The organism is Pseudomonas sp. WS 5503 (genome assembly GCF_012985385.1).
Taxonomy (GTDB): domain Bacteria; phylum Pseudomonadota; class Gammaproteobacteria; order Pseudomonadales; family Pseudomonadaceae; genus Aquipseudomonas; species Aquipseudomonas paracarnis.
Genome location: NZ_JAAQWI010000011.1, coordinates 175,670 through 198,024, shown reverse-complemented (window position 1 = coordinate 198,024; position 22,355 = coordinate 175,670). Strand labels below are relative to the sequence as shown.

At 60.4% G+C, this 22,355-nt stretch carries 22 protein-coding genes; 9 read left to right on the top strand and 13 right to left on the bottom strand.

Annotated elements, in window-relative coordinates:
- Positions 1-67: 67 nt before the first annotated feature.
- Positions 68-520 (bottom strand): ribonuclease HI, encoded by a 453-nt coding sequence (gene rnhA / locus HBO10_RS25835; RefSeq protein ID WP_003173571.1) that lies wholly within the window; start codon positions 518-520, stop codon positions 68-70.
- A gap of 31 nt (positions 521-551) precedes the next feature.
- Positions 552-1,310: a methyltransferase domain-containing protein gene (locus HBO10_RS25830; RefSeq protein ID WP_034126074.1), complete on the bottom strand. Its 759-nt coding sequence runs from the start codon at positions 1,308-1,310 to the stop codon at positions 552-554.
- 65 nt (positions 1,311-1,375) lie between these two features.
- On the opposite strand from HBO10_RS25830, the gene gloB reads away from it, so the two are divergent.
- From gloB to HBO10_RS25790, 8 genes are all read left to right on the top strand, one after another.
- A complete protein-coding gene (gene gloB / locus HBO10_RS25825; protein WP_034126075.1) occupies positions 1,376-2,143 on the top strand; it encodes a hydroxyacylglutathione hydrolase in 768 nt (255 codons plus the stop codon).
- A gap of 98 nt (positions 2,144-2,241) precedes the next feature.
- Complete coding sequence (locus HBO10_RS25820; protein WP_003190692.1) at positions 2,242-3,642, top strand: transglycosylase SLT domain-containing protein; 1,401 nt, start codon at positions 2,242-2,244, stop codon at positions 3,640-3,642.
- A 236-nt stretch (positions 3,643-3,878) separates the two neighbouring features.
- Positions 3,879-5,708 carry an extracellular solute-binding protein gene (locus HBO10_RS25815; RefSeq protein ID WP_034126076.1) on the top strand — a complete coding sequence of 610 codons (1,830 nt, stop codon included), beginning with the start codon at positions 3,879-3,881 and terminating at the stop codon, positions 5,706-5,708.
- A complete protein-coding gene (locus HBO10_RS25810; RefSeq protein ID WP_034126077.1) occupies positions 5,705-7,537 on the top strand; it encodes an extracellular solute-binding protein in 1,833 nt (610 codons plus the stop codon). The genes HBO10_RS25815 and HBO10_RS25810 overlap by 4 nt, the downstream gene beginning before the upstream one ends.
- Positions 7,538-8,611, top strand: coding sequence for a microcin C ABC transporter permease YejB (locus tag HBO10_RS25805; RefSeq protein WP_034126078.1), 1,074 nt, complete (start codon positions 7,538-7,540; stop codon positions 8,609-8,611). It abuts the gene before it with no gap.
- Position 8,612: 1 nt separating this feature from the next.
- Positions 8,613-9,632: an ABC transporter permease gene (locus HBO10_RS25800; protein ID WP_003190688.1), complete on the top strand. Its 1,020-nt coding sequence runs from the start codon at positions 8,613-8,615 to the stop codon at positions 9,630-9,632.
- 1 nt (position 9,633) lies between these two features.
- Complete coding sequence (locus tag HBO10_RS25795; RefSeq protein ID WP_034126079.1) at positions 9,634-11,235, top strand: ABC transporter ATP-binding protein; 1,602 nt, start codon at positions 9,634-9,636, stop codon at positions 11,233-11,235.
- A gap of 35 nt (positions 11,236-11,270) precedes the next feature.
- On the top strand, positions 11,271-12,164 hold the full coding sequence (locus HBO10_RS25790; RefSeq protein WP_034126080.1) for an AraC family transcriptional regulator: 894 nt from the start codon (positions 11,271-11,273) through the stop codon (positions 12,162-12,164).
- Here HBO10_RS25790 and HBO10_RS25785 read toward each other — a convergent pair.
- From HBO10_RS25785 to HBO10_RS25775, 3 genes are all read right to left on the bottom strand, one after another.
- The gene (locus HBO10_RS25785) at positions 12,106-12,693 is read right to left on the bottom strand and encodes a LysE family translocator (RefSeq protein WP_054897493.1); all 588 of its coding nucleotides are present in this window, start codon (positions 12,691-12,693) and stop codon (positions 12,106-12,108) included. The two genes, HBO10_RS25790 and HBO10_RS25785, sit on opposite strands and share 59 nt — an antisense overlap.
- Before the next feature lie 592 nt (positions 12,694-13,285).
- The gene (locus tag HBO10_RS25780) at positions 13,286-13,915 is read right to left on the bottom strand and encodes a ribonuclease T2 (protein ID WP_034126082.1); all 630 of its coding nucleotides are present in this window, start codon (positions 13,913-13,915) and stop codon (positions 13,286-13,288) included.
- A gap of 45 nt (positions 13,916-13,960) precedes the next feature.
- On the bottom strand, positions 13,961-14,938 hold the full coding sequence (locus HBO10_RS25775; protein ID WP_034126083.1) for a Gfo/Idh/MocA family oxidoreductase: 978 nt from the start codon (positions 14,936-14,938) through the stop codon (positions 13,961-13,963).
- Positions 14,939-15,064: 126 nt separating this feature from the next.
- On the opposite strand from HBO10_RS25775, the gene HBO10_RS25770 reads away from it, so the two are divergent.
- The gene (locus tag HBO10_RS25770; protein WP_034126084.1) at positions 15,065-15,427 is read left to right on the top strand and encodes an NUDIX domain-containing protein; all 363 of its coding nucleotides are present in this window, start codon (positions 15,065-15,067) and stop codon (positions 15,425-15,427) included.
- A gap of 15 nt (positions 15,428-15,442) precedes the next feature.
- On the opposite strand, the gene HBO10_RS25765 is transcribed toward HBO10_RS25770, so the two are convergent.
- The 8 genes from HBO10_RS25765 to HBO10_RS25730 form a co-directional block, all read right to left on the bottom strand.
- Entirely contained in the window at positions 15,443-15,691 is a 249-nt protein-coding gene (locus tag HBO10_RS25765; protein WP_034126085.1) for a DUF1652 domain-containing protein, read from the bottom strand.
- Between the two features lie 401 nt (positions 15,692-16,092).
- Positions 16,093-16,353 (bottom strand): hypothetical protein, encoded by a 261-nt coding sequence (locus HBO10_RS25760; protein ID WP_034126086.1) that lies wholly within the window; start codon positions 16,351-16,353, stop codon positions 16,093-16,095.
- Positions 16,354-16,357: 4 nt separating this feature from the next.
- Complete coding sequence (locus HBO10_RS25755) at positions 16,358-16,804, bottom strand: GNAT family N-acetyltransferase (RefSeq protein ID WP_034126087.1); 447 nt, start codon at positions 16,802-16,804, stop codon at positions 16,358-16,360.
- A gap of 96 nt (positions 16,805-16,900) precedes the next feature.
- Positions 16,901-17,230 (bottom strand): hypothetical protein, encoded by a 330-nt coding sequence (locus HBO10_RS25750; protein ID WP_003191756.1) that lies wholly within the window; start codon positions 17,228-17,230, stop codon positions 16,901-16,903.
- A 110-nt stretch (positions 17,231-17,340) separates the two neighbouring features.
- The gene (locus HBO10_RS25745) at positions 17,341-18,414 is read right to left on the bottom strand and encodes a class I SAM-dependent methyltransferase (protein ID WP_014718237.1); all 1,074 of its coding nucleotides are present in this window, start codon (positions 18,412-18,414) and stop codon (positions 17,341-17,343) included.
- Positions 18,415-18,452: 38 nt separating this feature from the next.
- Positions 18,453-19,901: an adenylosuccinate lyase family protein gene (locus HBO10_RS25740; RefSeq protein ID WP_034126088.1), complete on the bottom strand. Its 1,449-nt coding sequence runs from the start codon at positions 19,899-19,901 to the stop codon at positions 18,453-18,455.
- Positions 19,901-21,334 carry an adenylosuccinate lyase gene (gene purB, locus HBO10_RS25735; RefSeq protein ID WP_034126089.1) on the bottom strand — a complete coding sequence of 478 codons (1,434 nt, stop codon included), beginning with the start codon at positions 21,332-21,334 and terminating at the stop codon, positions 19,901-19,903. The genes HBO10_RS25740 and purB overlap by 1 nt, the downstream gene beginning before the upstream one ends.
- A 29-nt stretch (positions 21,335-21,363) precedes the next feature.
- Positions 21,364-22,350 carry an HOASN domain-containing protein gene (locus HBO10_RS25730; RefSeq protein WP_034126090.1) on the bottom strand — a complete coding sequence of 329 codons (987 nt, stop codon included), beginning with the start codon at positions 22,348-22,350 and terminating at the stop codon, positions 21,364-21,366.
- Between the last annotated feature and the right edge of the window lie 5 nt (positions 22,351-22,355).

Genomic DNA, 22,355 nt, shown 5'->3' with positions numbered 1-22,355 from the left:
GTAGATTCGCCCCACGCGATGGCGGCAGTGAAGCAGCGGCTCGAAGGGCCGCTGCGGTGTCGCTGACTCAGCTCTGCTTGTAGCCGCGTACTTCATCCACGCCACGGTTGGCCAACTGGTCGGCGCGCTCGTTGCCAGGATGGCCGATGTGCCCGCGTACCCATTTCCAGGTGATGTCGTGACGGTTGCACTGTTCATCGAGCAATTGCCACAGGTCGGCGTTCTTGACCGGCTCCTTGGCCGCCGTTTTCCAGCCGCGTTTTTTCCAGTTGACCATCCACTCGTTGATGCCCTTCATCACATATTGCGAGTCGGTCACCAGCAGTACGTTGCAACGCCGCTTGAGTTCTTCGAGGCCGCGAATGGCGCCCATCAATTCCATACGGTTATTGGTGGTATTGGCTTCGCCGCCCCACAGTTCCTTCTCCACGCCCTTGCACACCAGCAAGGCGCCCCAGCCGCCTGGGCCCGGGTTGCCTTTGCAGGCGCCATCGGTGAAGAGTTCTACGCTATCGGTCATCGGTTATTCGGCCTGAAATCAAAAAGAGGTTTTACGGTTCGCCTTGTTCGCGGTTGACCTTGGCCAACGGCATCGGCACGAGCTTGCCGATCGGCTCGCGGCGCACTTGCTGCAACGGTCGCAGCCCGACCACGATCTTGCGTGCGACCAATAAATAGAAGCCGCCACCCGACAGCTGCCAGGCTCCTGCCCGGCGTTCCCAACCGGCCAGACGGCCCTGCCACTTGGCAGTCGCAAGCGGCGGACGATAGCACCCGAAGCGGCGTTTCTCCAGCGCGAAGCCCAGCAGGTTGAGCCAGTCGCCCACACGCGATGGCGCGATGCAACGCGCCTGGCGCAGTCCGTCATGGGCGAACACACGGCGCAGGCCCCAACTGCTCCAGGGGTTGATGCCGACAATCAGCAAATGGCCACCAGGGCGCACGCTGCTCGCCGCTTCGCGCAACAAACCGTGGGGTGACAAGCAGAAATCCAGGCCGTGCTGCAACACCACCACATCGGCGGCGTGTTCGCTCAAGGGCCAGGCCTGTTCCTCGCAGACGATCTCCACGCCCGGCAACGGTGCACCCAGGCGCACATTGCGTTGCACCTGCGGCGCCGATGGAGGCGTGTCGGCCGACGGTCCGTAATGCACCAGGTAGCCACCAAAGAACCGGCCCAGCTCGTCTTCGAGCATGCGCCGCTCTTCTTCCAGCAAAAACTGCCCAATCGGCCCGGACAACCATTCGCGGGCCGCGCTGATCAGGGCCAGCCACTCAGGATCGGCCTGGGCGAACGCTTTATCAGTCATTGCATTCTCCAACTCGCCTAGACGTTCTAAGATGCACCAATGTGTTCAGCTTGGCGAATCGAAGAATGATACAGATCAGTGCCCTACCCGCCTTTACCGACAACTACATCTGGTTGTTACAAGACCCTACGACCCAGCGCTGCGCCGTGGTCGACCCCGGCGATGCCACGCCAGTGCTGGCCTGGCTCAAGCAGAATGCCGAGTGGCGCCTCAGCGACATACTGGTTACCCATCATCACCATGATCATGTAGGCGGTGTCGAGCAACTGAAAAATGCCACCGGCGCCAAGGTTTATGGCCCTGCCAACGAAAAGATCCCGGCGCGGGATGTGGCCTTGCACGATAACGACCATATCCGCGTGCTGGGCTGGGACTTCGACGTGTACGCCGTGCCAGGCCACACCCTCGGCCACATCGCCTTTTATCACCAAGGCGTATTGCTGTGTGGCGATACCTTGTTCGCCGCCGGTTGCGGTCGCCTGTTCGAAGGTACACCCGAACAGATGTACAACTCTCTGGAACGCCTGGCCGCCCTGCCCGCCGATACGCAGGTGTACTGCACCCATGAATACACGCAAAGTAACTTGAAATTTGCCCAAGCCGTGGAACCGCACAATGCCGACATCGCCGAACGTGTGGAAAATGTCGCCCAACTTCGCGCCCGTGGCGAGATGACGCTGCCCTCCAACCTGGCCCTGGAAAAACGTACTAACCCTTTTCTGCGCACCGCTGAAACATCCGTTAAACAAAAAGCGGACGAACGGAACGGCCGCGACAACCGCTCTGGGGCCGAGGTGTTTGCTAGCTTGAGGGCTTGGAAAGATAAGTTCTAACCAGATGCAATCTGATACGTAATTTCTGAATGGTTGACCGGAACCAAAGCGCTTTCTAGAATCGCCCGACATTTTTGCCCGGAACTTACTTCCAGCCAATGTCGTCATCTATTCGTAAATCCATTTCTTCAGACGCATTGACCCGCCTGGCTCAAGCCGTGGCGGTGGCCGTTTCCGCAACTCTGGCGGGCTGCCAATCGACTCATTACGCTGCACAATCCACCGTGCAACCCAAACCGAATCTTGCTGCCAAGATCAAGCAAAAACCTATTTGGCTATCAGAGAAGCCCAGCCCCGAAGTACCCCAGGACGTCTGGGAACGCATGCGTCGGGGCTTTCAATTGCAGGACGGTGTCGGCGTCAACCCGCGCATCGAGCAACAGCGCCTGTGGTTCGCCAGCAACCCCTCCTTTCTGGAGAATGCCGGCGAACGCGGCAGCCTCTACATTCATTACATCGTCGAACGCCTTGAAGAACGCAACATGCCCCTGGAACTGGCGCTGCTGCCAGTGATTGAAAGTGCCTACAACCCGATGGCCTATTCGCGCAGCGATGCGGTGGGCTTGTGGCAGTTCATTCCCTCCACCGGGCGCTACTTCAACCTGCGCCAGACCCGCGCCTACGATGGCCGCCGCGACATCACCGCCTCCACCACCGCCGCCCTGGACTATCTGACGCGTCTGCATGACATGTTCAACGGCGACTGGCTGCTGGCCCTGGCGGCCTATAACGCCGGCGAAGGCACCGTCAGCCGGGCGATCGAGCGCAACGAAAAGCTCGGCCTGCCCACCGACTACTGGAACCTGCCCCTGCCCCAGGAAACCAAGGACTATGTGCCCAAGTTCCTGGCCTTGTCCCAGGTGGTACTGGCGCCCGAAGCCTACGGCGTCAACCTGAACCCGATTGCCAACACGCCGTACTTCGAGGTCGTTGAAGTCAAGCAAAGCATGGACCTGTCACGGGTTGCCGCGCTGGCCGAGATCGACGAAGACGAACTGTTTCAGCTCAACCCGGCCTTGAAACAACGCACCACCCTGGACGGCCCCCAGCATCTGCTGGTGCCGACCTCCAAGGCCCAACTGCTGACCAGCACCCTTTCGACGATGAAGCCGGAAGAATTGCTGAGCATGCGCCCCAAGAAGCCGGTATTCGACGAAGTCGAGACCAAGGCGGTCGCAGGGCGTACCCGAAGCTACAAGGTACGCAGTGGCGACAACCTCACGCTGATCGCCAAGGCCAACAAGGTCGATGTGCATGACCTGCAGCGCTGGAACAAGCTCAACGGCCAGGCCCTCAAGGTCGGCCAGACCCTGGTGATGCAGGACACGCGTAAAGTCGCGGCGAAAAAACCGGTGCAGTACAAGGTCAAGAAAGGTGACTCGCTGTACATGGTGGCCAAACGCTTCAACGTCGAGATGCAACATCTCAAGCGTTGGAACCCGCGCACCGGCCAGGCATTGAAACCAGGGCAGATGCTGGTGGTTTCCGGGCCGCGCTAATACCTCGGGGAGAGCTGGCTTGTGTGGGAGCTGGCTTGCCTGCGATGCAGGCACCTCGGTCTATCAGTCAGACCGCAGTGATGCTATCGCAGGCAAGCCAGCTCCCACATTTGACCTTCACACCGTCCAATAGCTTGCAGTCCGCAAAATGGCCTTCCCGACAGCCTTTTTCCAACCGGAACAAGCTGTTACTGTACCGATCATAAAGCCCAAGCCGCCTGGATCGGATCTCTGACTTGAAGCGTCCCCTCCTTCTACTAATAAGTCTGGCCTTGAGCTTTGCGGCGAACGCGACGATCACCGAAAGCCACGGTTATGCGCAGTTCGGCACACTCAAGTACCCGGCCAAATTCACCCATTACGATTGGGTAAACCCTGCAGCGCCCAAAGGCGGGACATTGAGGGTGATGGCATTTGGCACCTTCGATACGCTCAACCCCTACACCTTCAAAGGTTCAAGCCCGGTTTCCACCGCCAACTTCCTGCAGTACGGCGTCAACGAGCTCAATGAACCCTTGATGGTGGGCACCGGGCAATACGCGCCGTCGGGCGATGAACCCACCTCAAGCTACGGCCTGATTGCCCAATCGGTGGAATACAGCGAAGACCGCAGTTGGGTGGTGTTCAACCTGCGCCCCGAAGCACGCTTTCACGACGGCAAGCCGATCACCGCCGCTGACGTGGCGTTTTCCTATCGCACCCTGCTGACCGAAGGCCACCCGCAGTACCGCACCAACCTGCAGGAAGTGGCCCGGGTCGATATCCTCAACCCTCACCGTATCCGCTTTGTGTTCAAGCGCGCCGGCAACCCCTTGCTGATCCTGCGCCTGGGCGAGTTGCCGGTGCTGCCCCAGCACTATTGGAAAAACCGTGATTTCAAGGCAACCACCTTCGAGCCGCCCCTGGGCAGTGGGCCTTACCGCATCACCAAGGTTGCGCCTGGGCGGCAACTGGTGTTTGAACGGGTCAAGGATTACTGGGGCAAAGACCTGCCGGTCAACCAGGGTTTCTATAACTACGACAAGGTCGAAGTGGAGTTCTATCGCGACAGCGACGTGGCCTTTGAAGCCTTCAAGGCCGGTGAATTCGACATTTATATCGAGCATCAGGCCAAGAACTGGGCCACCGGCTACAACTTCCCGGCGGTCAACCGAGGCGATGTGATCAAGGCGCAGATCGCCCATCAGATCCCCACCCAGAGCCAGGGCCTGTTCATGAATACCCGGCGACCGGCATTCAGCCAGGCCAAAGTGCGTGAAGCCCTGGGGTTGATGTTCGATTTTGAATGGACCAACCGCACGCTGTTCAGCAGCGCCTACAAGCGTTCGATGAGCTATTACCCCAACAGTGAATTCTCGGCCACCGGCCTGCCCGTGGGCCATGAGTGGTTGATGCTCTCGCCCTACCGCGACCAACTGCCGGCTGCGCTGTTTACCCAACCGTTCAGCCTGCCGCACACCGATGGTCGCGGCATCCCTCGCGAAACCCTGCGCCAGGCCCTGGCCCTGCTCAGCGAGGCCGGCTGGAAACTGTCGGGGCAGCGCCTGCTCGATAAGGACGGGCAACCGCTGCGCCTGGAAATCCTGCTGGTCAACCCGAACCTTGAGCGCATCCTGCAACCCTATGTCGAAAATCTGACCCGCATCGGCATCGACGCCCGCTTGCGCACCGTTGACCGCGCACAGTACAAACAGCGCCTCGATCAATTCGATTTCGACATGATTCTGATGACTCTCAACCAGACCTTGAGCCCCGGCCTTGAGCAGTGGCAGTACTTCCACTCCAGCCAGGCCGCAATCAAAGGCAGCAAGAATTACGCCGGTATCGCCAACCCGGTGGTCGACCACCTGCTGGACCAACTGCTGGCGGCGCAGACCCGCGAAGAACAACTGGCTGCCGGCCGCGCCCTGGACCGGGTGCTGCTGTGGCAGCACTACAGCATCCCCAACTGGTACCTCAACTATCATCGCCTGGCGTACCGCAACCGGTTCGCCTTCGTCACCACGCCGCCCTACAGCCTGGGCCTGAGCGCATGGTGGCTGAAAGCTTCGGAGAAAGCCCAATGATGTCCTTGCGTACTACCCTGCTCGCCAGCCTGTTGCTGTGCACCGCGGCGCACGCCGCGCCTCAGCATGCGCTGACTCTCTACAACGAGCCCCCCAAGTACCCCGCCGACTTCAAGCATTTTGACTATGTAAACCCCGACGCCCCCAAGGGCGGAATCTTCCGCGAATCGGCCATGGGCGGCTTCGACAGCCTCAACCCCTATATCAGCAAGGGCGTACCGGCAGACAACCTGCCACTGATCTACGACACCCTGGCCATGCAAAGCCTGGACGAACCCATCACCGAATACGGCCTGGTGGCCGGCAAGATCGAAAAAGCCCCGGACAACAGCTGGGTGCGCTTCTATCTGCGCCCCGAAGCGCGCTTCCATGACGGCCACCCGATACGCGCCGAAGACGTGGTGTTTACCTTCCAGACCCTGATCAAGGAAGGCAACCCGCTGTACCGCAACTACTACGCCGACGTCGATGAGGTGGTGGCCGAAGACCCGTTGCGCGTGCTGTTCAAGTTCAAGCGCACCAACAACCGCGAGTTGCCGTTGATCCTTGGGCAGCTGCCAGTACTGCCCAAACACTGGTGGGCCAGCCGGGATTTTTCCAAGGGCAACCTGGAAATTCCCCTGGGCAGCGGGCCTTACCAGGTGACCGAGGTCAAGCCGGGCCGCATGATTCGCTACGAGCGGGTCAAGGATTATTGGGCCAAGGACCTGCCGGTCAATAAGGGCTTCTACAACTTCGATACCCGCATCACCGATTACTACCGCGACAGCACTGTCTCCCTGGAAGCCTTGAAGGCCGGGCAGTTCGACTACTGGCTGGAGTTCAGCGCCAAGAACTGGGCCAATGCCTACAACATTCCAGCGGTGAAAGAAGGCCGATTGATCAAGGAAGAAATTCCCAACGGCAACCCCACCGGCATGCAGGGTTTTGTGTTCAACATGCGCAAGCCGATGTTCCAGGACGTGCGGGTGCGCAAGGCCATCAGCCTGCTGCTGGATTTCGAGTGGAGCAACAAGCAACTGTTCAACGGTGCCTACACCCGTACCCGCAGCTATTTCGAAAACTCGGAAATGGCCGCCACCGGCCTACCCGGTCCGGACGAGCTGGCGATTCTCGAGCCGCTGCGCGACAAGATCCCTGGCGAAGTCTTCACCCAGGCATTCGAACCGTCCCACACCGACGGCAGCGGCATGATCCGCACCCAGCAACGCGAGGCCTACCAACTGCTGCAGGAAGCGGGCTGGAAGATTGTTGACGACAAAATGGTCGACAGCACCGGCAAGCCAGTGACCATTGAGTTCCTGCTGGCCCAGACCGAGTTCGAGCGCATCCTGCTGCCGTTCAAGCGCAACCTGGCAGACCTGGGCATCGACCTGGTGATTCGTCGCGTGGACGTCTCGCAGTTCGTCAACCGCCTGCGCTCGCGCGACTTCGACATGCTGGTGGGCAGCTTCCCGCAATCCACCTCGCCGGGTAACGAGCAGCGCGAGTTCTGGAAATCCTCCAGCGCCGACAAGCCCGGCAGCCGCAACTACATGGGCCTCAAGGACCCCGCGGTCGACCAGTTGGTGGAAGAGCTGATCGACGCCGGTTCGCGGCAAAGCCTGATCGCCCACGCCAGGGCGCTGGATCGTGTGCTGCAGTTTGGTTACTACGTGATTCCCAACTGGCACATCAAGACCTTTCGCGTCGCGTACTGGGACCACCTGGGCCACCCCAAGGTCTCGCCACGCTACGACGTCGGCACCGCGACCTGGTGGAGCAAACCCGACGTCACACCTGCCGTCCCCCTGGACACACGCGCCGATGCGGCGAGCGGAGGCGATTAAATGCTGGCCTATATTGTTCGCCGCCTGTTGCTGATCATTCCCACGCTGTTCGGGATCTTGTTGATCAACTTTGTCATCATCCAGGCCGCTCCCGGCGGCCCGGTGGAGCAGATGATCGCCAAGCTCGAAGGCTTCGACGGCGCCACCAGCCGCATTGCTGGCGGCGGCGCCGAAGTCGCGGTGGCCGGTTCCAGCTACCGTGGCGCCCAGGGCCTGGACCCGGCGCTGATCAAGGAAATCGAAAAGATGTACGGCTTCGACAAGTCGGCGCCGGAACGCTTGTGGATCATGGTCAAGAACTACGCCCAACTGGACTTCGGTGACAGCTTTTTCCGAGACGCCAAGGTCATCGACCTGATCAAGGAGAAGATGCCGGTGTCCATTTCCCTCGGGTTGTGGAGCACCTTGATCATGTACCTGGTGTCCATCCCCCTGGGGATCGCCAAGGCCACGCGCCACGGCAGCCATTTCGATGTGTGGACCAGCTCGGCGATCATCGTCGGCTACGCGATACCGGCGTTCCTGTTTGCGATTCTGCTGATCGTGGTGTTTGCCGGTGGCAGTTATTTCGACTGGTTCCCCCTGCGCGGGCTCACCTCCAACAACTTCGAGGAGTTGAGCTGGGGCGGCAAGATCCTCGATTACTTCTGGCACCTGGCGCTGCCCGTCACCGCCCTGGTGATCGGCAACTTCGCGACCATGACCCTGCTGACCAAGAACAGCTTTCTCGACGAGATCAACAAGCAGTACGTGGTCACCGCCAAGGCCAAGGGCCTGACCAACCGCCGCGTGCTGTATGGCCACGTGTTCCGCAACGCCATGCTGCTGGTGATCGCCGGTTTCCCTTCGGCCTTCATTGGCATCTTCTTTACCGGCTCGTTGCTGGTGGAGGTGATCTTCTCTCTCGACGGCCTGGGCCTGATGAGCTTTGAAGCGGCGATCAACCGTGACTACCCGGTGGTGTTCGGCACGCTGTTTATCTTCACCCTGCTGGGGCTGATCGTGAAACTGATCGGCGACCTCACCTACACCCTGGTCGATCCGCGTATCGACTTTGCCAGCCGGGAGCATTGAGATGAACCTGTCCCCCCTCAATCGCCGCCGGTTCGAGCGGTTCAAGGCCAACAAGCGTGGCTGGTGGTCGCTGTGGCTGTTCCTGGTGCTGTTCGTGCTGAGCCTGGGCGCCGAGTTGATCGCCAACGACAAGCCCCTGGCGGTGCACTTCGACGGCGGCTGGTACTTCCCGGCGCTCAAGCGCTACCCGGAGACTACCTTCGGCGGTGAATTCCCGCTGGAAGCCAACTACAAGAGCCCGTACATCCAGGAACTGCTCAAGGCCAAGGACGCCTGGACCTTGTGGGCGCCGATTCCGTTCAGCTACCAGAGCATCAATTACGACCTGAAAGTCCCGGCCCCGGCGCCGCCGTCCTCGGTCAACCTGCTGGGCACCGATGACCAAGGGCGCGATGTGCTCGCGCGGGTGATCTACGGCTTTCGTGTATCGGTGCTCTTCGCCCTGACCCTGACCATACTCAGCTCGATCATCGGCGTGATTGCCGGCGCCTTGCAGGGCTTTTATGGCGGCTGGGTCGACCTGGCCGGGCAACGTTTCCTGGAGATCTGGTCCGGCTTGCCGGTGCTTTACCTGCTGATCATCCTGGCCAGCTTCGTGCAACCCAACTTCTGGTGGCTGCTGGGGATCATGCTGCTGTTTTCCTGGATGAGCCTGGTGGATGTGGTGCGCGCCGAGTTCCTGCGCGGGCGCAACCTGGAGTACGTGCGCGCGGCGCGGGCGCTGGGGATGCAGAACGGCGCGATCATGTTCCGCCACATCCTGCCCAATGCGATGGTTTCGACCATGACCTTCCTGCCCTTCATCCTTACCGGCGCCATTGGCACCCTGACCGCCCTGGACTTTCTCGGCTTCGGGCTGCCGGCAGGTTCGCCGTCGCTGGGTGAGCTGGTGGCGCAGGGCAAATCCAACTTGCAAGCGCCGTGGCTGGGCATGAGTGCCTTTGCGGTGCTGGCGATCATGTTGAGCTTGTTGGTGTTTATCGGCGAGTCCGCTCGCGATGCGTTCGACCCGAGGAAATGAGATGAATCCGGACAATCTGATCGAAATCCGCGACCTCAGTGTCGAGTTCGTCACCGGCGAGCATCATCACCGCGTGGTCAACCACGTCAGTTTCGACATCAAGCGCGGCGAAACCCTGGCGCTGGTGGGTGAAAGCGGTTCAGGCAAATCGGTCACCGCCCATTCGATCCTGCGCCTGCTGCCCTACCCGTTGGCCAGGCATCCGTCTGGCACTATCGAGTATTCAGGGCAAGACCTGCTGACGCTCAAAGAGAAAACCCTGCGGCATATACGCGGCAACCGCATTGCGATGATCTTCCAGGAGCCGATGACCTCGTTGAACCCGCTGCATTCCATCGAAAAACAGATCAACGAAGTGCTCGGCCTGCACAAGGGCCTGACCGGCAAGGTCGCCACCCAGCGCACGTTGGAATTGCTGGAGCTGGTGGGTATCCCCGAGCCACACAAACGCCTCAAGGCGTTGCCCCACGAGCTGTCCGGCGGCCAGCGCCAGCGGGTGATGATCGCCATGGCCCTGGCCAACGAGCCGGAGTTGTTGATTGCCGACGAGCCGACCACGGCGCTGGATGTCACCGTGCAGTTGAAGATCCTGGAATTGCTCAAGGAGCTGCAGGCGCGGCTGGGCATGGCGCTGCTGCTGATCAGCCATGACCTCAACCTGGTACGGCGCATCGCCCACCGTGTGTGTGTGATGCAGCAAGGTTGCATCGTTGAACAGGCCGATTGCGAGATACTGTTCCAGTCGCCCCAGCATCCCTATACCCAGGAGTTGCTCGCGGCGGAGCCCAGCGGTGGGCCAGCCAACAATGATGTCGGCCCTCCGCTGCTGGAAGTGGACGACCTGAAAGTCTGGTTTCCGATCAAGAAAGGCTTTTTGCGCAATACCGTGGATTACGTCAAGGCCGTGGACGGCATCAACTTCAGCCTGCCTCAGGGCCAAACCCTGGGCATCGTTGGTGAAAGTGGCTCGGGCAAGTCCACCCTGGGCCTGGCAATTTTGCGCCTGATCGGCAGCCAGGGCGGGATTCGCTTCGAAGGTCAGCAACTGGATCGCCTGAGCCAACAACAGGTACGCCCGTTGCGCCGGGAAATGCAGGTGGTGTTCCAGGACCCGTTCGGCAGCCTGAGCCCGCGCATGTGCGTCAGCGAGATCGTTGGCGAAGGCCTGCGTATCCACAAGATGGGCACGCCCGCCGAACAGGAAGCGGCGATTATCGCGGCGCTCAAGGAAGTGGGCCTGGACCCCGAATCCCGGCATCGCTACCCCCATGAATTCTCCGGCGGCCAGCGCCAACGCATCGCTATCGCCCGAGCGCTGGTGCTCAAGCCGCGCCTGATCCTGCTGGACGAACCCACCTCGGCCCTGGACCGCACGGTACAACGCCAGGTGGTAGAGTTGCTGCGCGGCTTGCAGGCCAAGTACAACCTGACCTACCTGTTTATCAGCCATGACCTGGCGGTGGTGAAGGCGCTGAGTCACCAATTGATGGTGGTCAAGCAAGGCCAGGTGGTGGAGCAAGGCGATGCCCAGGCTATTTTTGCCGACCCGCAACATGCCTATACCCGGCAGTTGCTCAAGGCCGCTTTTTTGGTACCGGCCTGAGGTAACGCGGGTGAGAATGCAGGAGAAATAACGCCATGTCGCTCAGCCCGATCACCCGTCCCGCAGACACGCCGCGCTTCTGGCGCGACGAACGCCTGCCGTTCATCGAAGCCCGCAGCATCGCCGACGGGCGCAAGGTCACCTATACCCGACACGCCCATGAGCATTTTTCCATCGGCGCGATCACCACGGGCTGCAGCTATTACCACTACGGCGCGCACACCTTCGAAATCAGCGCCGGCACCGTGGTGCTGATGAACCCCGGCGATGTGCATGCGTGCAACCCCATCCATGACCAGCCCTGGTCCTACCACATGCTGTACCTCGACACGCCCTGGCTGACCGACCTGCAATACCAGCTGGGGTTCAGTACCGACCAGGGCTACCGGCCATTCGACACTCCCCATACTCGCGACACCGGGCTGTACCACGGCTTGCTCGACCTGTACCGCACGCTAGTGGATGAACAGGCCGAACTGCTGCAAAAACAGAGCGCGCTAGTGAGTTACTTCACCGAGGTGCAACAGCGCCTGAACCCTTCGCTGACGCCGGTACGCGAGGTCAACCACAAACTGGAACGCGCCGCCGACTACATCCGCGCCCACTGCACGCAGGCCTTGAAACTCGAAGACATCTGCCAGGCCGCCGAACTGTCGCCGTCTTATCTGATCCGCGCATTCAAGCACTATTACGGCTTGACGCCCCACGCCTTCATGGTCAACCGACGCATCCAGTTCGCCCGCAGCCAACTGCGCAATGGCGCACTGATTGCAGACGTCGCCCTGGCCGCGGGCTTTGCCGACCAGGCACACTTCCAGCGCACCTTCAAACAACACTTCGCGGCCACGCCGGGGCAATACCGCGAGAACCTCAAGCCATCAGCAAATAACCCACACTGGCCACCAGCAACGCGGCCATTGAGCGGTTGAACAGGCGCACACCTTTGGGGTTGTTCAAGTAGCGGCGCAAAAACGTCCCCGCATACGCCCAGCACGCCACCGACAGGTAGCAGATCACTAGGTAAAGCGCGGCAAACAACCATACCTGCGCCGCATCGCCATCGGCCACGAACAACCCCATGCCTGCCACACACGCCAGCCAGGCTTTCGGGTTGAGCCACTGCATGATCGCGCCATACAGCATCGACGGCGCTGTGTGCGCACCGTCAGCGTCCAGCCGGCCATCATCCACCGCCAGCTTCCAAGCCATATACAACAAGAACGCCACGCCGCCCCAGCGGATCAATTGAATCAGGATCGGCCAGCGCACCAATACTTCATGCAAACCCAGGCCGATCAACACCAACAACAAGGTAAAACCCACGGCGGCGCCAAAGACATGTTTCTGGCTGGCGACGAAACCAAAACGTGCGCCAGAACTTAAAGCGACCACATTCACCGGTCCCGGCGTGATGGACGTGGCCAGGGCAAAGGCGGCCATGGAGAGAATCAAGCTCATTGCAGTTCCTTTTGTGATCCCAAACGATCTTTAGATCACGGTACCGCGCAGGGACACGAGGGTATTGAAGAAAATGCCCCTGGGTACTTCAGAAACGGACGCTTATCTGATTAGTGCCCCGCGATCAACTGTGGGAGCTGGCTTGCCTGCGATGGCGGCCGTTCAATCGACAGAGATGTCGAATGTGCCGCCCACAGGTAACCACGATGCGAAGCGAGCCAGCCGCTCTTGATCTTGATCTGCTTGTGATCTTGATCTCAGGCGCCCCGTTAAACCACGCTGGCCGAACGCAGGCTTGAATTCGTGGGTAACGTGGTGGGGCAAGAGCGTTTTGCTTACTTTTGTCTGGGCAGGCATTCCGGCTTTTCAAAAGTGAGACGCCGTCAGGGCGGAACCCTAAGTGGCCGTTACCGCAGGAATGGATATGTACTCGGTATAACTGTGTCGACTGTGAGGCCGTCTTCGCAGGCAAGCCAGCTCCCACAGTTGGATCGCGGGGGCGTCAGGTAGATAGCCATCGGCTGGCACGTCGCCATCGCAGCGATACGGCGACCCAACAAGCCAGCTTTCATAGTGGGATCCAGGGCACCTCTCAGCGCTGGGTGGGAATACGAATATCGCCCCCCCGACACTGGCTCTTCACACTGCGCGGGCAACCGGCGAACGCGAGATCCTTGGTCAGGCACACCCGCACTTCCGACAGCACCTTGCCCTTGCAGATCACCGCCATACCGTGGTTGCCCATGCGTGGGTTGCTCTCGCGAAACAGCGCCTCGATCTCGTTGGCCTGCAATGACGGCGGCGTATTGAACGGCTGCAGTTGCTGCGGAATGGCAACCGCACCGAGCGCCACATCGGTCTTCTCCAGATACTCCAACGGCTCCAGCCCACTGCAGGTGCCATGCTTGGCCCACTCATGCTTGAGCAGCGTGCGGGTGGGAAACAGCGCCGCGCCCTTGTCCATTTCTGCCTCGCTCAAGCGCGTCTGCGGTGTACAAGACGCCGGCCACCCTCCCCGCGCGTATTGCGGCCACAAACCATGCAGCACAAAGCCGTAGCCTTTACCTGAGCATTGCTCGTTGCCTGGGTGCGTGAGGCAAAACGTGGGTGACCACGAGAGCGATAGCACATAGAAATCAAACTCACCCGCCTGCCCTTGGCTGCGTGGCGCCGCCGTTGCCGCGGTGGCCATCAGCAGCCACACCACCATCCAGTATTTCATCCCGGTATTCCTTTAAAAAAGTAAAGCCTTACGCTATCGCCACGCCTAGGGATGCTGGGAGTAACGGTGTAACACCTTGTCCAGGATGATATCGGTCTTCAGCGCTTCGATGCCCAGCGACGGATGCTCGGCCTCGCCACGAATATGCGCGTTCATGTTCAGGACGTGGTGCCATTGAATATGGGTGTGACACGGCACGTCCAACACCTCGGTGGTCTCGCCTTCAAGACGCAGCGGCTGGTCCTCGAACACCGAAAACTGAATACGACCGCGACTGCCGATCAGTTCGACCCGGTCTTCGCGTCGGTCCGCCACAAAATTCCAGCAGCCCATGCCCAATGCACCGCTGGCAAATGTCCAGCAGGCCGTCACGGCATCTTCTGCCGCGTAGCGCCCAGCCTGTCGCGCCGAAAAGCCTGAGACCTCGACGATGTCCCCGGCCAGGTACTGGAACAGGTCGAACCCATGGCTCGCCAGGTCGGCAAAGTAACCGCCACCGGCAATGGCCGGATCGGTGCGCCAATTGGTGGCGTCGGAGTCTGTTACGGCAGCGGGTCTGCACAAGGTCCAGGTCAGGTGGCGCAACTCACCGATACGGCCTTCCTGCAGCCAGGTGCGCACTTGCTGGAAGCGCGGCAAAGAACGCCGGTAGTAGGAGACAAACAGGTGCAGCCCGGCGCGCTCGAATGTGCGCTGCATCAACGCGCTCTGTTCAGCATTCAGCGACATCGGCTTTTCGACGCAACAATGTTTGCCCGCCGCGGCCACTCTCAGGGCGTACTCAAGGTGACTGTCGGGCGGAGTGGCGATGTAGACCGCATCCACCTCGGGGTCATCGATCAAGGCCTGGGCATCGGTATACCAACGGGCAATGCCATGGCGCGCCGCATAATCGCACACCGCCTCGGCACGCCGCCCCATCACGGCGACCAATGCCGAACCTGGCGCTTTATAGAAAGCCGGTCCACTCTTCAATTCAGTGACACTGCCACAGCCGATCATGCCCCAGCGTATGGTCTTCATCTAATGTCCTCGGTCGTATTCGTCAATCGGGCAGTATCCACATACAGGCCCTGGCGCGCCATAACCACTTAGCATGACAATTGCATTACACTTTTATGACATTCATCCGGCGCGGGGGCACATTCGATGAAAATTAGGGCGACCGTCATTTGCGAACATGAGGGGCATATCCTCTTCGTACGCAAGGCCAGATCAAAATGGGCATTGCCCGGCGGGAAAGTAGAAGCGCACGAGCGCCCGGTAGGCGCGGCGGAACGCGAGCTGGAAGAAGAAACCGGTTTAAACGTGGACGGCTTGCTGTACCTGCAGGAGCTCAAGGCCCGCGACACCGTCCACCATGTGTTCGAGGCCTCGGTGGTCAATATCGACGAGGCGCGGCCGTGCAACGAGATTGTCGATTGCCAGTGGTATGCCTACAGCGCCCTGGACAAGCTGGACACCACAGACGCCACCCGCCACATCGTCAAATCCTTCCTGCGGCGCCTCTGACGCGCTGGACGGCCGCTAACCTACCGCAGCAAACCCACGGCGCCCGGCCTTTATCTCGGTACGCAACTCACCAATCAGGTTGGAGATGGCACGGATGCTGTCCAGGCCTTCGAGTGATACGCGGGTCAGCAGCAAGTCGACACGACCGGACGCAGGCTCGAACACGCTGATGCGCAGCGAGCCGTCGCTATTGAGGCAGCACTCACACGCAAGCGGCAGGAAGCCTGAGGCCATGATGCGGTTGAATTCGGTGATGGAAATCATGATCAGCCCCCCGTCCCTGGGTTCTACCCGATTGAGGTGATGCAAGCAGCATAGATAAGGTTTTGCCGGCCGCCGGACAATTAATGCAAAAGTGTTAGCCAGCCCTCACTTTAGTAGGGCGTCACCGGCAATGAACGACAGGCCGAGATTAAATCGCGGGCAAAAAAAATCCCAAGTAGCTGATGGAAACTTGGGATTTAAAAATGCATAAACCGTGGGAGGTGAACGCCCAGCTATAGTAGCGATTGTAAAAACATGTAACAAGATTATTTTAATCCTTTCGTCGGATTGAAAGCGTCGTAAGTCATTCAATAACCACATATTTTTTAAGGTAGAAGGCAGTAGTCGTGCTACTTTTTGGTGCAAGTAACGACAGTAAGTCCCTGTATTAAAAATGGTTATTAATCGGGCGTAGCGCTTTCAAGTAACTGTTCACTTAACTGCCTGCATGTTTCTTGAAGGGCCTCTCGACTGGAAGCAGTGGCGCCCACCACGGCCTCCAGATGACGACACAGCGTCAGGCGTTCAGCCGCCTCTTCGCGCTGGCGGTCGACCTTGGCGTTGAGTTGAATGAAATAGAACCCCAGCAGCACCGCGATGCCCAGCACACCCACCGCGAGGTAGCGCAAGCCGTTGGACGATGGAGGCTCTGGGGCATTCATGGCCTTATGGCGCCCTGCTCTTTTCATAACGAACGTCATCACCATCGACCGGCCCCACTACGGACCAGCCCAGGCGCTGATAGAACCCATTGGCGCGGATTTCATCACGCCCATCAGTCACCAGGTAGAGCGTGTCGTGGTGCTCAAACAGAGCCGCCTCGGCCACCGCCATCAGTTGACGGCCCAGCCCAAGCTTCTCGTGCGAGGGCAGCACGAACATTGCGAACACTTCACCTTCATCCAGGTCGACCATGGAAAACCCCGCCGCCTGGCCGTCCACTTCCGCGATCCAGCCGCAAGGTGCTGCGCGCAACGTATCGCTCAATACCTGCGGGGTAATCCCCAGGCCAGCCATCTGTTCAAGGCTCAGGTGGTTTTGCACCACCGAGGTGCGAATCGCGCACAGCGTGTCGACGTCATCAGGTGTCGCCGTTCGAATCAGCACTTGCATACCCGCCTCCATCAAGAAGTGCGCAATTGTATGCAAATACTCACATGGGGTTTGTCGTGGATTTGTAAAGGCCCCACGGCTGGTGCGGGCTACGGATTACTTGCGCGCGACCTTGTAGCGCAGGCAATCCTGGTAAAAGCTTTGACGAATCGCCTCGGGCTTGAGCCTTGAGCGGCTGTCATAGGTCTGCTCGGTGATGCCCATGGCCATCATGCGCATCCACGATTTGCTGAACTTGAGGGTCTGGATCTTCTGCCGGGCCGCGTATAGCGAAACGCCGGATAACTTTAGCTCCTGGGCCCTGGCGGCCGTGCCTGCGCCCCAACTGCACATGTACTTGTCACCCTCGCGCAATTCCCTGGCCTGCGCGACAGTCGCGCCGCCGGCCAGGGAGCAGGCAATCAGCATCATTCCCACAGAGCGCATTTGCATCCTCACCTAACCACCTGAAAATAAAAGTGATTTTGGCGAGGATTTTGTTACAAAGGGGCCATTAAATTGCCTTACTGCGCAAAGCGACTCGCGGATGCTTCCTATCAAGGCTTGAGTTCGAACAGCGCCGGCATCGGTGGCCACTGCGAAGGCACTTTACGAAAGCGGCTGAACCCGGCTGCCTCAGCCATCTGGCGGGCACGCTTCTCGCCCATGAACGCCCCCAGCCCTGCCCCACCGTGGGACAGCGAACAGGTCATGCAATAGAGGGTGCTCTGCGGGTACATGACGCGCCCGAACAGGTTCATGTTCTCGTGCAATTCCTCGGACAGGTTGAGCTCCACCATCAGGTAGGTACCGTCTTCGGCCGTGGCGGCGCGCAAATCCTTGAGCATCTGCTGAGGGTCGGTGGCATCGTGGATCACCACAAAGGTGGTCACGAAGTCGAATTGCTGGCCGCGCAACGCATCGGAGTCGTTCACCTCGAATTGCACCCGGTCACCCACACCAGCCGCCTCGGCGTTGGCCCGCGCCAACTCGATGGAAGGCAGGTGGAAGTCGCAGCCGACAATGCGCGCCTCAGGATAGGCCTTGGCCATGGTGATCGCCGCCAGGCCAGCACCACAGCCGAAATCCAGCACACTGCCGCCGGTCTTGAGCTTCTCTTCGACGCCGTCCAGGGATGGAATCCAGTGCTGGACCAGGTAGTGCTTGTACCAGGGCATGGTCATGCGCTCCATGCCTTTCCAGGTTTCCAGCGGGAACGCCTCTTCAGCGCAACCACCACCATGGCGGAAGGCCTCGATGACCTTGGGCGCCATGCTCACGAACGGCACGCTCAGCTGGATAATGCCACCGGCAAAATACGGCGAATCTTCATCGGCCAGCACCGGCACAAACTCGGCGGGCATTTGGTAACGGCGGGTTTGCGCGTCGTAGGTCACATAATTGCCGGTGGCCATGCTGCCCAGCCATTCGCGCAAGTAACGTGCGTTGTAGCCGGTCTTGTGCGCCAACTCTTCCAGGGTCACCGCCTGGCCGTCGGCCAAAGCCTTGAACAAACCGAGCTGGTCGCCGATGTAGAGCATGGCGCCGCGCAGCGTGTTGCCGTAATCCTCCATGATGCGCGCCGAAAATTGCTGGACCTTGGCTTTATCAACTTCCATAACGTTGGACATCTGTCGCTCCTTGATGAATATGCAAATCTGTTAAGGGATCAGTGGCCGGCGAGTTTGGCCAGCACGTTGTCAACGATGCGTTCGGACATGCCCAGGTGAGTCCGAGGTTCGAACAGTCGGGCCAGGGCGCCGTCATTCATGACCGCAAGCACCCGCGCATCGGCCTCGATCGCCTCGCGGATCGACACGTGGTTGCGCTGGCTGGCCTGGGATACCTCGAAGATGATCTGGTAGGCGCTGCTCTTGCCCAGCTTGCGCGCCATTTCGAACACCACCGCTTCGGTGCAGATGGCATCGCCATAGGCCTGGGCGGTGCATTCCATTTTCTGCACATTCACGGTGAGCCCATCGATGGTCTCGGTCAGAATCGAGAGCGCCATCAGTGCATAGTGGGAAACGTCCGCGACCGCGCACCACTCCAACCGCGTACCGCGGTAATCGCGCTCATGCTCAAGAATCATCGCGTCCAGCGCGAGCATGACCTGGGCCTTGGCCAGCCGTGCCAACACCACCACCTGCTCGCAGCCTTCGGGGTTGCGTTTGTGCGGCATGGTGCTGCTGCCGATCTGCTGGTCGCTCCAGCCCACTTCCACTTCAGCGATTTCCCAACGATTGAGCGTACGGATTTCATCGGCTACGCGGGCCAACGAGGCGGTGACCATGGCCAGGGTGCTGACGAACTCCGCAACGCGGTCACGGGACACATGCCAGCCCGTCAGGGGCACTTGCAGCGACAAGCGCTGGGCAAAACGCTCCAGCATCGGCATGGCGTCCGGGCCGAACGCCGCCATGGTGCCGACCCCGCCGAACAGTTGCACCACCAGTACACGCTGGCGGGCTTCGGCCAAGCGCTGCCGGTGGCGCAACAGCTCATCGATCCAGCCGGCGACCTTCAGCCCGAAGGTGGTCGGCAAAGCGGGAATCGAGTGGGTCCTGGCGACCATCAGCGAGTCACGGTGCGCATCGGCCAGGGTCGACAACTTGCCCAGCAAAGTCTCCAGGGCCTGATCCATCGCATCAAGCACATCGCGCATCTCCAGGGATTGGGCGGTGTCCTGGATGTCTTGGGTGGTAGCGCCGTAATGCACGTATTCACGGGCACTGGGGCTACAATTTTTTTGCAGGGCGCTCAGCAATGGCATCAGCGAATGCCCAGTGGCAGCCACGCCCTCGGCCAGTTGGCGCACATTGATGCCCGATAGCAACGCGGCCTTTTCGATCTCCAGGGCCGCCTCGCGCGGGATGATGTTGACATCGGCCTGGGCCATGGCCAGCGCAGCTTCCACATCCAGCCAACGTTGCAGGCGACAATGACTGCAGAAGATCTTGCGGCTCTGCGGGCCGGCATAACCCGAACCGTGGGTTTTCGAATCGAGGATGTGGCTGTGTTCGTGGCGGCATTGCTCGCCGTCATGATCAAAGCCCGGGTGGTCCGAACGTGCGGTGCAAGACGCACGGGCTGTCACTTCCAATGTTTGCGCATCCATCACATACCCTCCGTAGCGTACAGGGACTGACTGGTATTGCCTTGGGTTGCCATCACCGCTTCAGCGCCATCGCCTGAAGCGCGAGGTCTTGCTTTAGTTGCCACCAGATCGACCATCTCGGCCGCCAGCCCTGTGTAGGCTGTCGGGTCAAGCAAGTCATCGAGCGTTTGCGCGCTGAAACAACCGCGCAGCCGAGGGTCGCCAAGCAGCGCATCGCGAAAGCAAACGCCCGCGTCCTGGGCCTGCAGGGCGATGTCGTGCACCAGATGATGGGCCGTCTGCTTGCCACACCGAGGCGCCAGCGCAAGCATCACGCGCTCCGACAGGATCAGCCCGCCCAGCAAGTCCAGGTTGCTGCGCATGCGCGCTTCACGCACCTGCAGCCCAGCCTGCAGCAAGCCTTCCATACGAGCGAGCAACGCACCGGCGTAAATGAACAGCTCGGGTAAGGCCGCCCATTCGATGCGCCAGGTGGTGCCGTCACGCTCGTGCATCTGGAAAGCGGCGTCCGTCAGCGCAACCATCTGCGCGCGCACCAGCCGCGACAGCGCGCTGATCAGGTCCACCGTCGATGGGTTTTGCTTGTGGGGCATGGTGCTACTTCCCACTTGCCCTGCTCGCCGCCCCTCGCGCACTTCGTCGATCTCGGTGCGCTGCAGGTGGTAGATCTCATTGGCGACACGACCTAACGTCGCCGACGCCTGCACCAGCAACCACGCTGCTTCCAGGATGCGGTCGCGGGCGCTGTGCCAACTGCTCAACGGTGCCGACAGGCCGAGGCTTTCCAGGGTGCGGCGCTGCACTTCCAAACCCTGCGGGCCAAGCCCGGCCAGGGTGCCCACGGCGCCGGTCAGGTTGCCGACCATCACCCGGGCGTAGGCTTCGTCAAAGCGTTCAAGGTGTCGATCAATCTCATCGACCCACACCGCCACCTTGTAGCCGAACGTGGTGGGCAGTGCGTGTTGACCATGGGTCCTGGCGACCATCGGCGTGTGCTTATGGCGCAGGGCGAGCGTGAGCAGATGCCCACGGATCCCGCGCAAGCGCTGCACCGCCAGGCCCCAGGCATCGCGGATTTGCAGGATCAGCCCGGTGTCGAGGATGTCCTGGGTGGTCACGCCGTAATGCACGTATTCGCCCAGCCCATCGGCGCATAACCCCTGCAATGCGCGCAGGGTCGGCACCAGGATATGCCCGGTTTCCAGGCCTTCGCGCCCCAACGCGTCGAGGTCCAGCAGTTCCACGCTGGCTACCCGGGCAATCTCCCGGGCGGCCTCGTGGGGGATGAGGCCCATCTGCGCCTGGGTCGCCGCCAGCGCTGTTTCAACATCGAGCCACTTCTGCACCTGATTGGCATCAGAGAAGATCGCAGCAAATTCCGGGGACGAGTAAGCGCCCCCGTGGATACGGGATTCAGTGATATGACTTGGCATGTCGGGTTACTCGGGTTGTCCAGGGAGGGCTACTTCACGCGTTGTACTTCTTCCCAGACTGCATCGTAATAAGCCCGCTCCAGCCGGAAGTGCTCGGCCAAAGACGTCAGGAACGCATTCTGAAACCCGAGGTCCGGAATACGCCGTGAGATCAGCGCCCATTCACGCTTGGCCCGCGGCGGCACCAGGCTGATATGCACTTCGTAGTACTCCGCGTCATCCTGGCTCAAGCCCGCGTTGCGCAGGGCGTTGTACAGCTTGCCGTGGTTGCCCGGCACCACCAGTTCGGTGATGTAGAACACCGCCAGGCCCCAGCCGACATCGGGGTTGCGGAAACAGCGTGCGCGGTTGTTGAGGTAGGCGATTTCCTCGGGCATCGTCGAGAGCGCCTCGAAATCGGCATTCAGGCCCACGGCGGCAAGCAGCTTGGCTAACAGGCGGGGGTGGGAGCGCCGCTCGTCTTCTTCGCCCAACTCGCCGTAGAGATAACGCGCCAGGGCGGCCGCTTCGTCCACGTCGCTCAGGTTGACCAGCAGGTCGGCGGCATCCCGGTACAGGCGGTACGTGCGGAACCATTGATGGCGCAAAAACACCTGCAGTTGCTCGCGAGAGGCTTTGCCTTCAAATACATACTGCGACATCGGATGGTTTTCCCGCGACTGCGCGGCAATCTGCTCTTCCAGGCGTTGCTGGAAACCGGCCTCGGACAAGGGTGATGCCAGGTCGGCTGACGGCATGAAACGCTCTTGTACGCTATAGACGGCATTGGCCAGCCAGCGCCGGGTCGAGGCGGTGGCCACGTCATCGCTCAGCGACAGGATGTACAGCAATTGCTGGCACTGCGCTGCATTCGCGGCGTCGCCACGTTGGCCGGTCTCGCACAGGGCGCGCAGCATATTGGCAGCAATTTCGATGCGATTGAACGTCGCGTCCGGCTTCAAGGCTTCCGCCAACAGACGGGCTTCGGCCGTGTGAATATTCTGCAATTGCGGCAGGGAAAAATTACGTGGGCTCATCATGT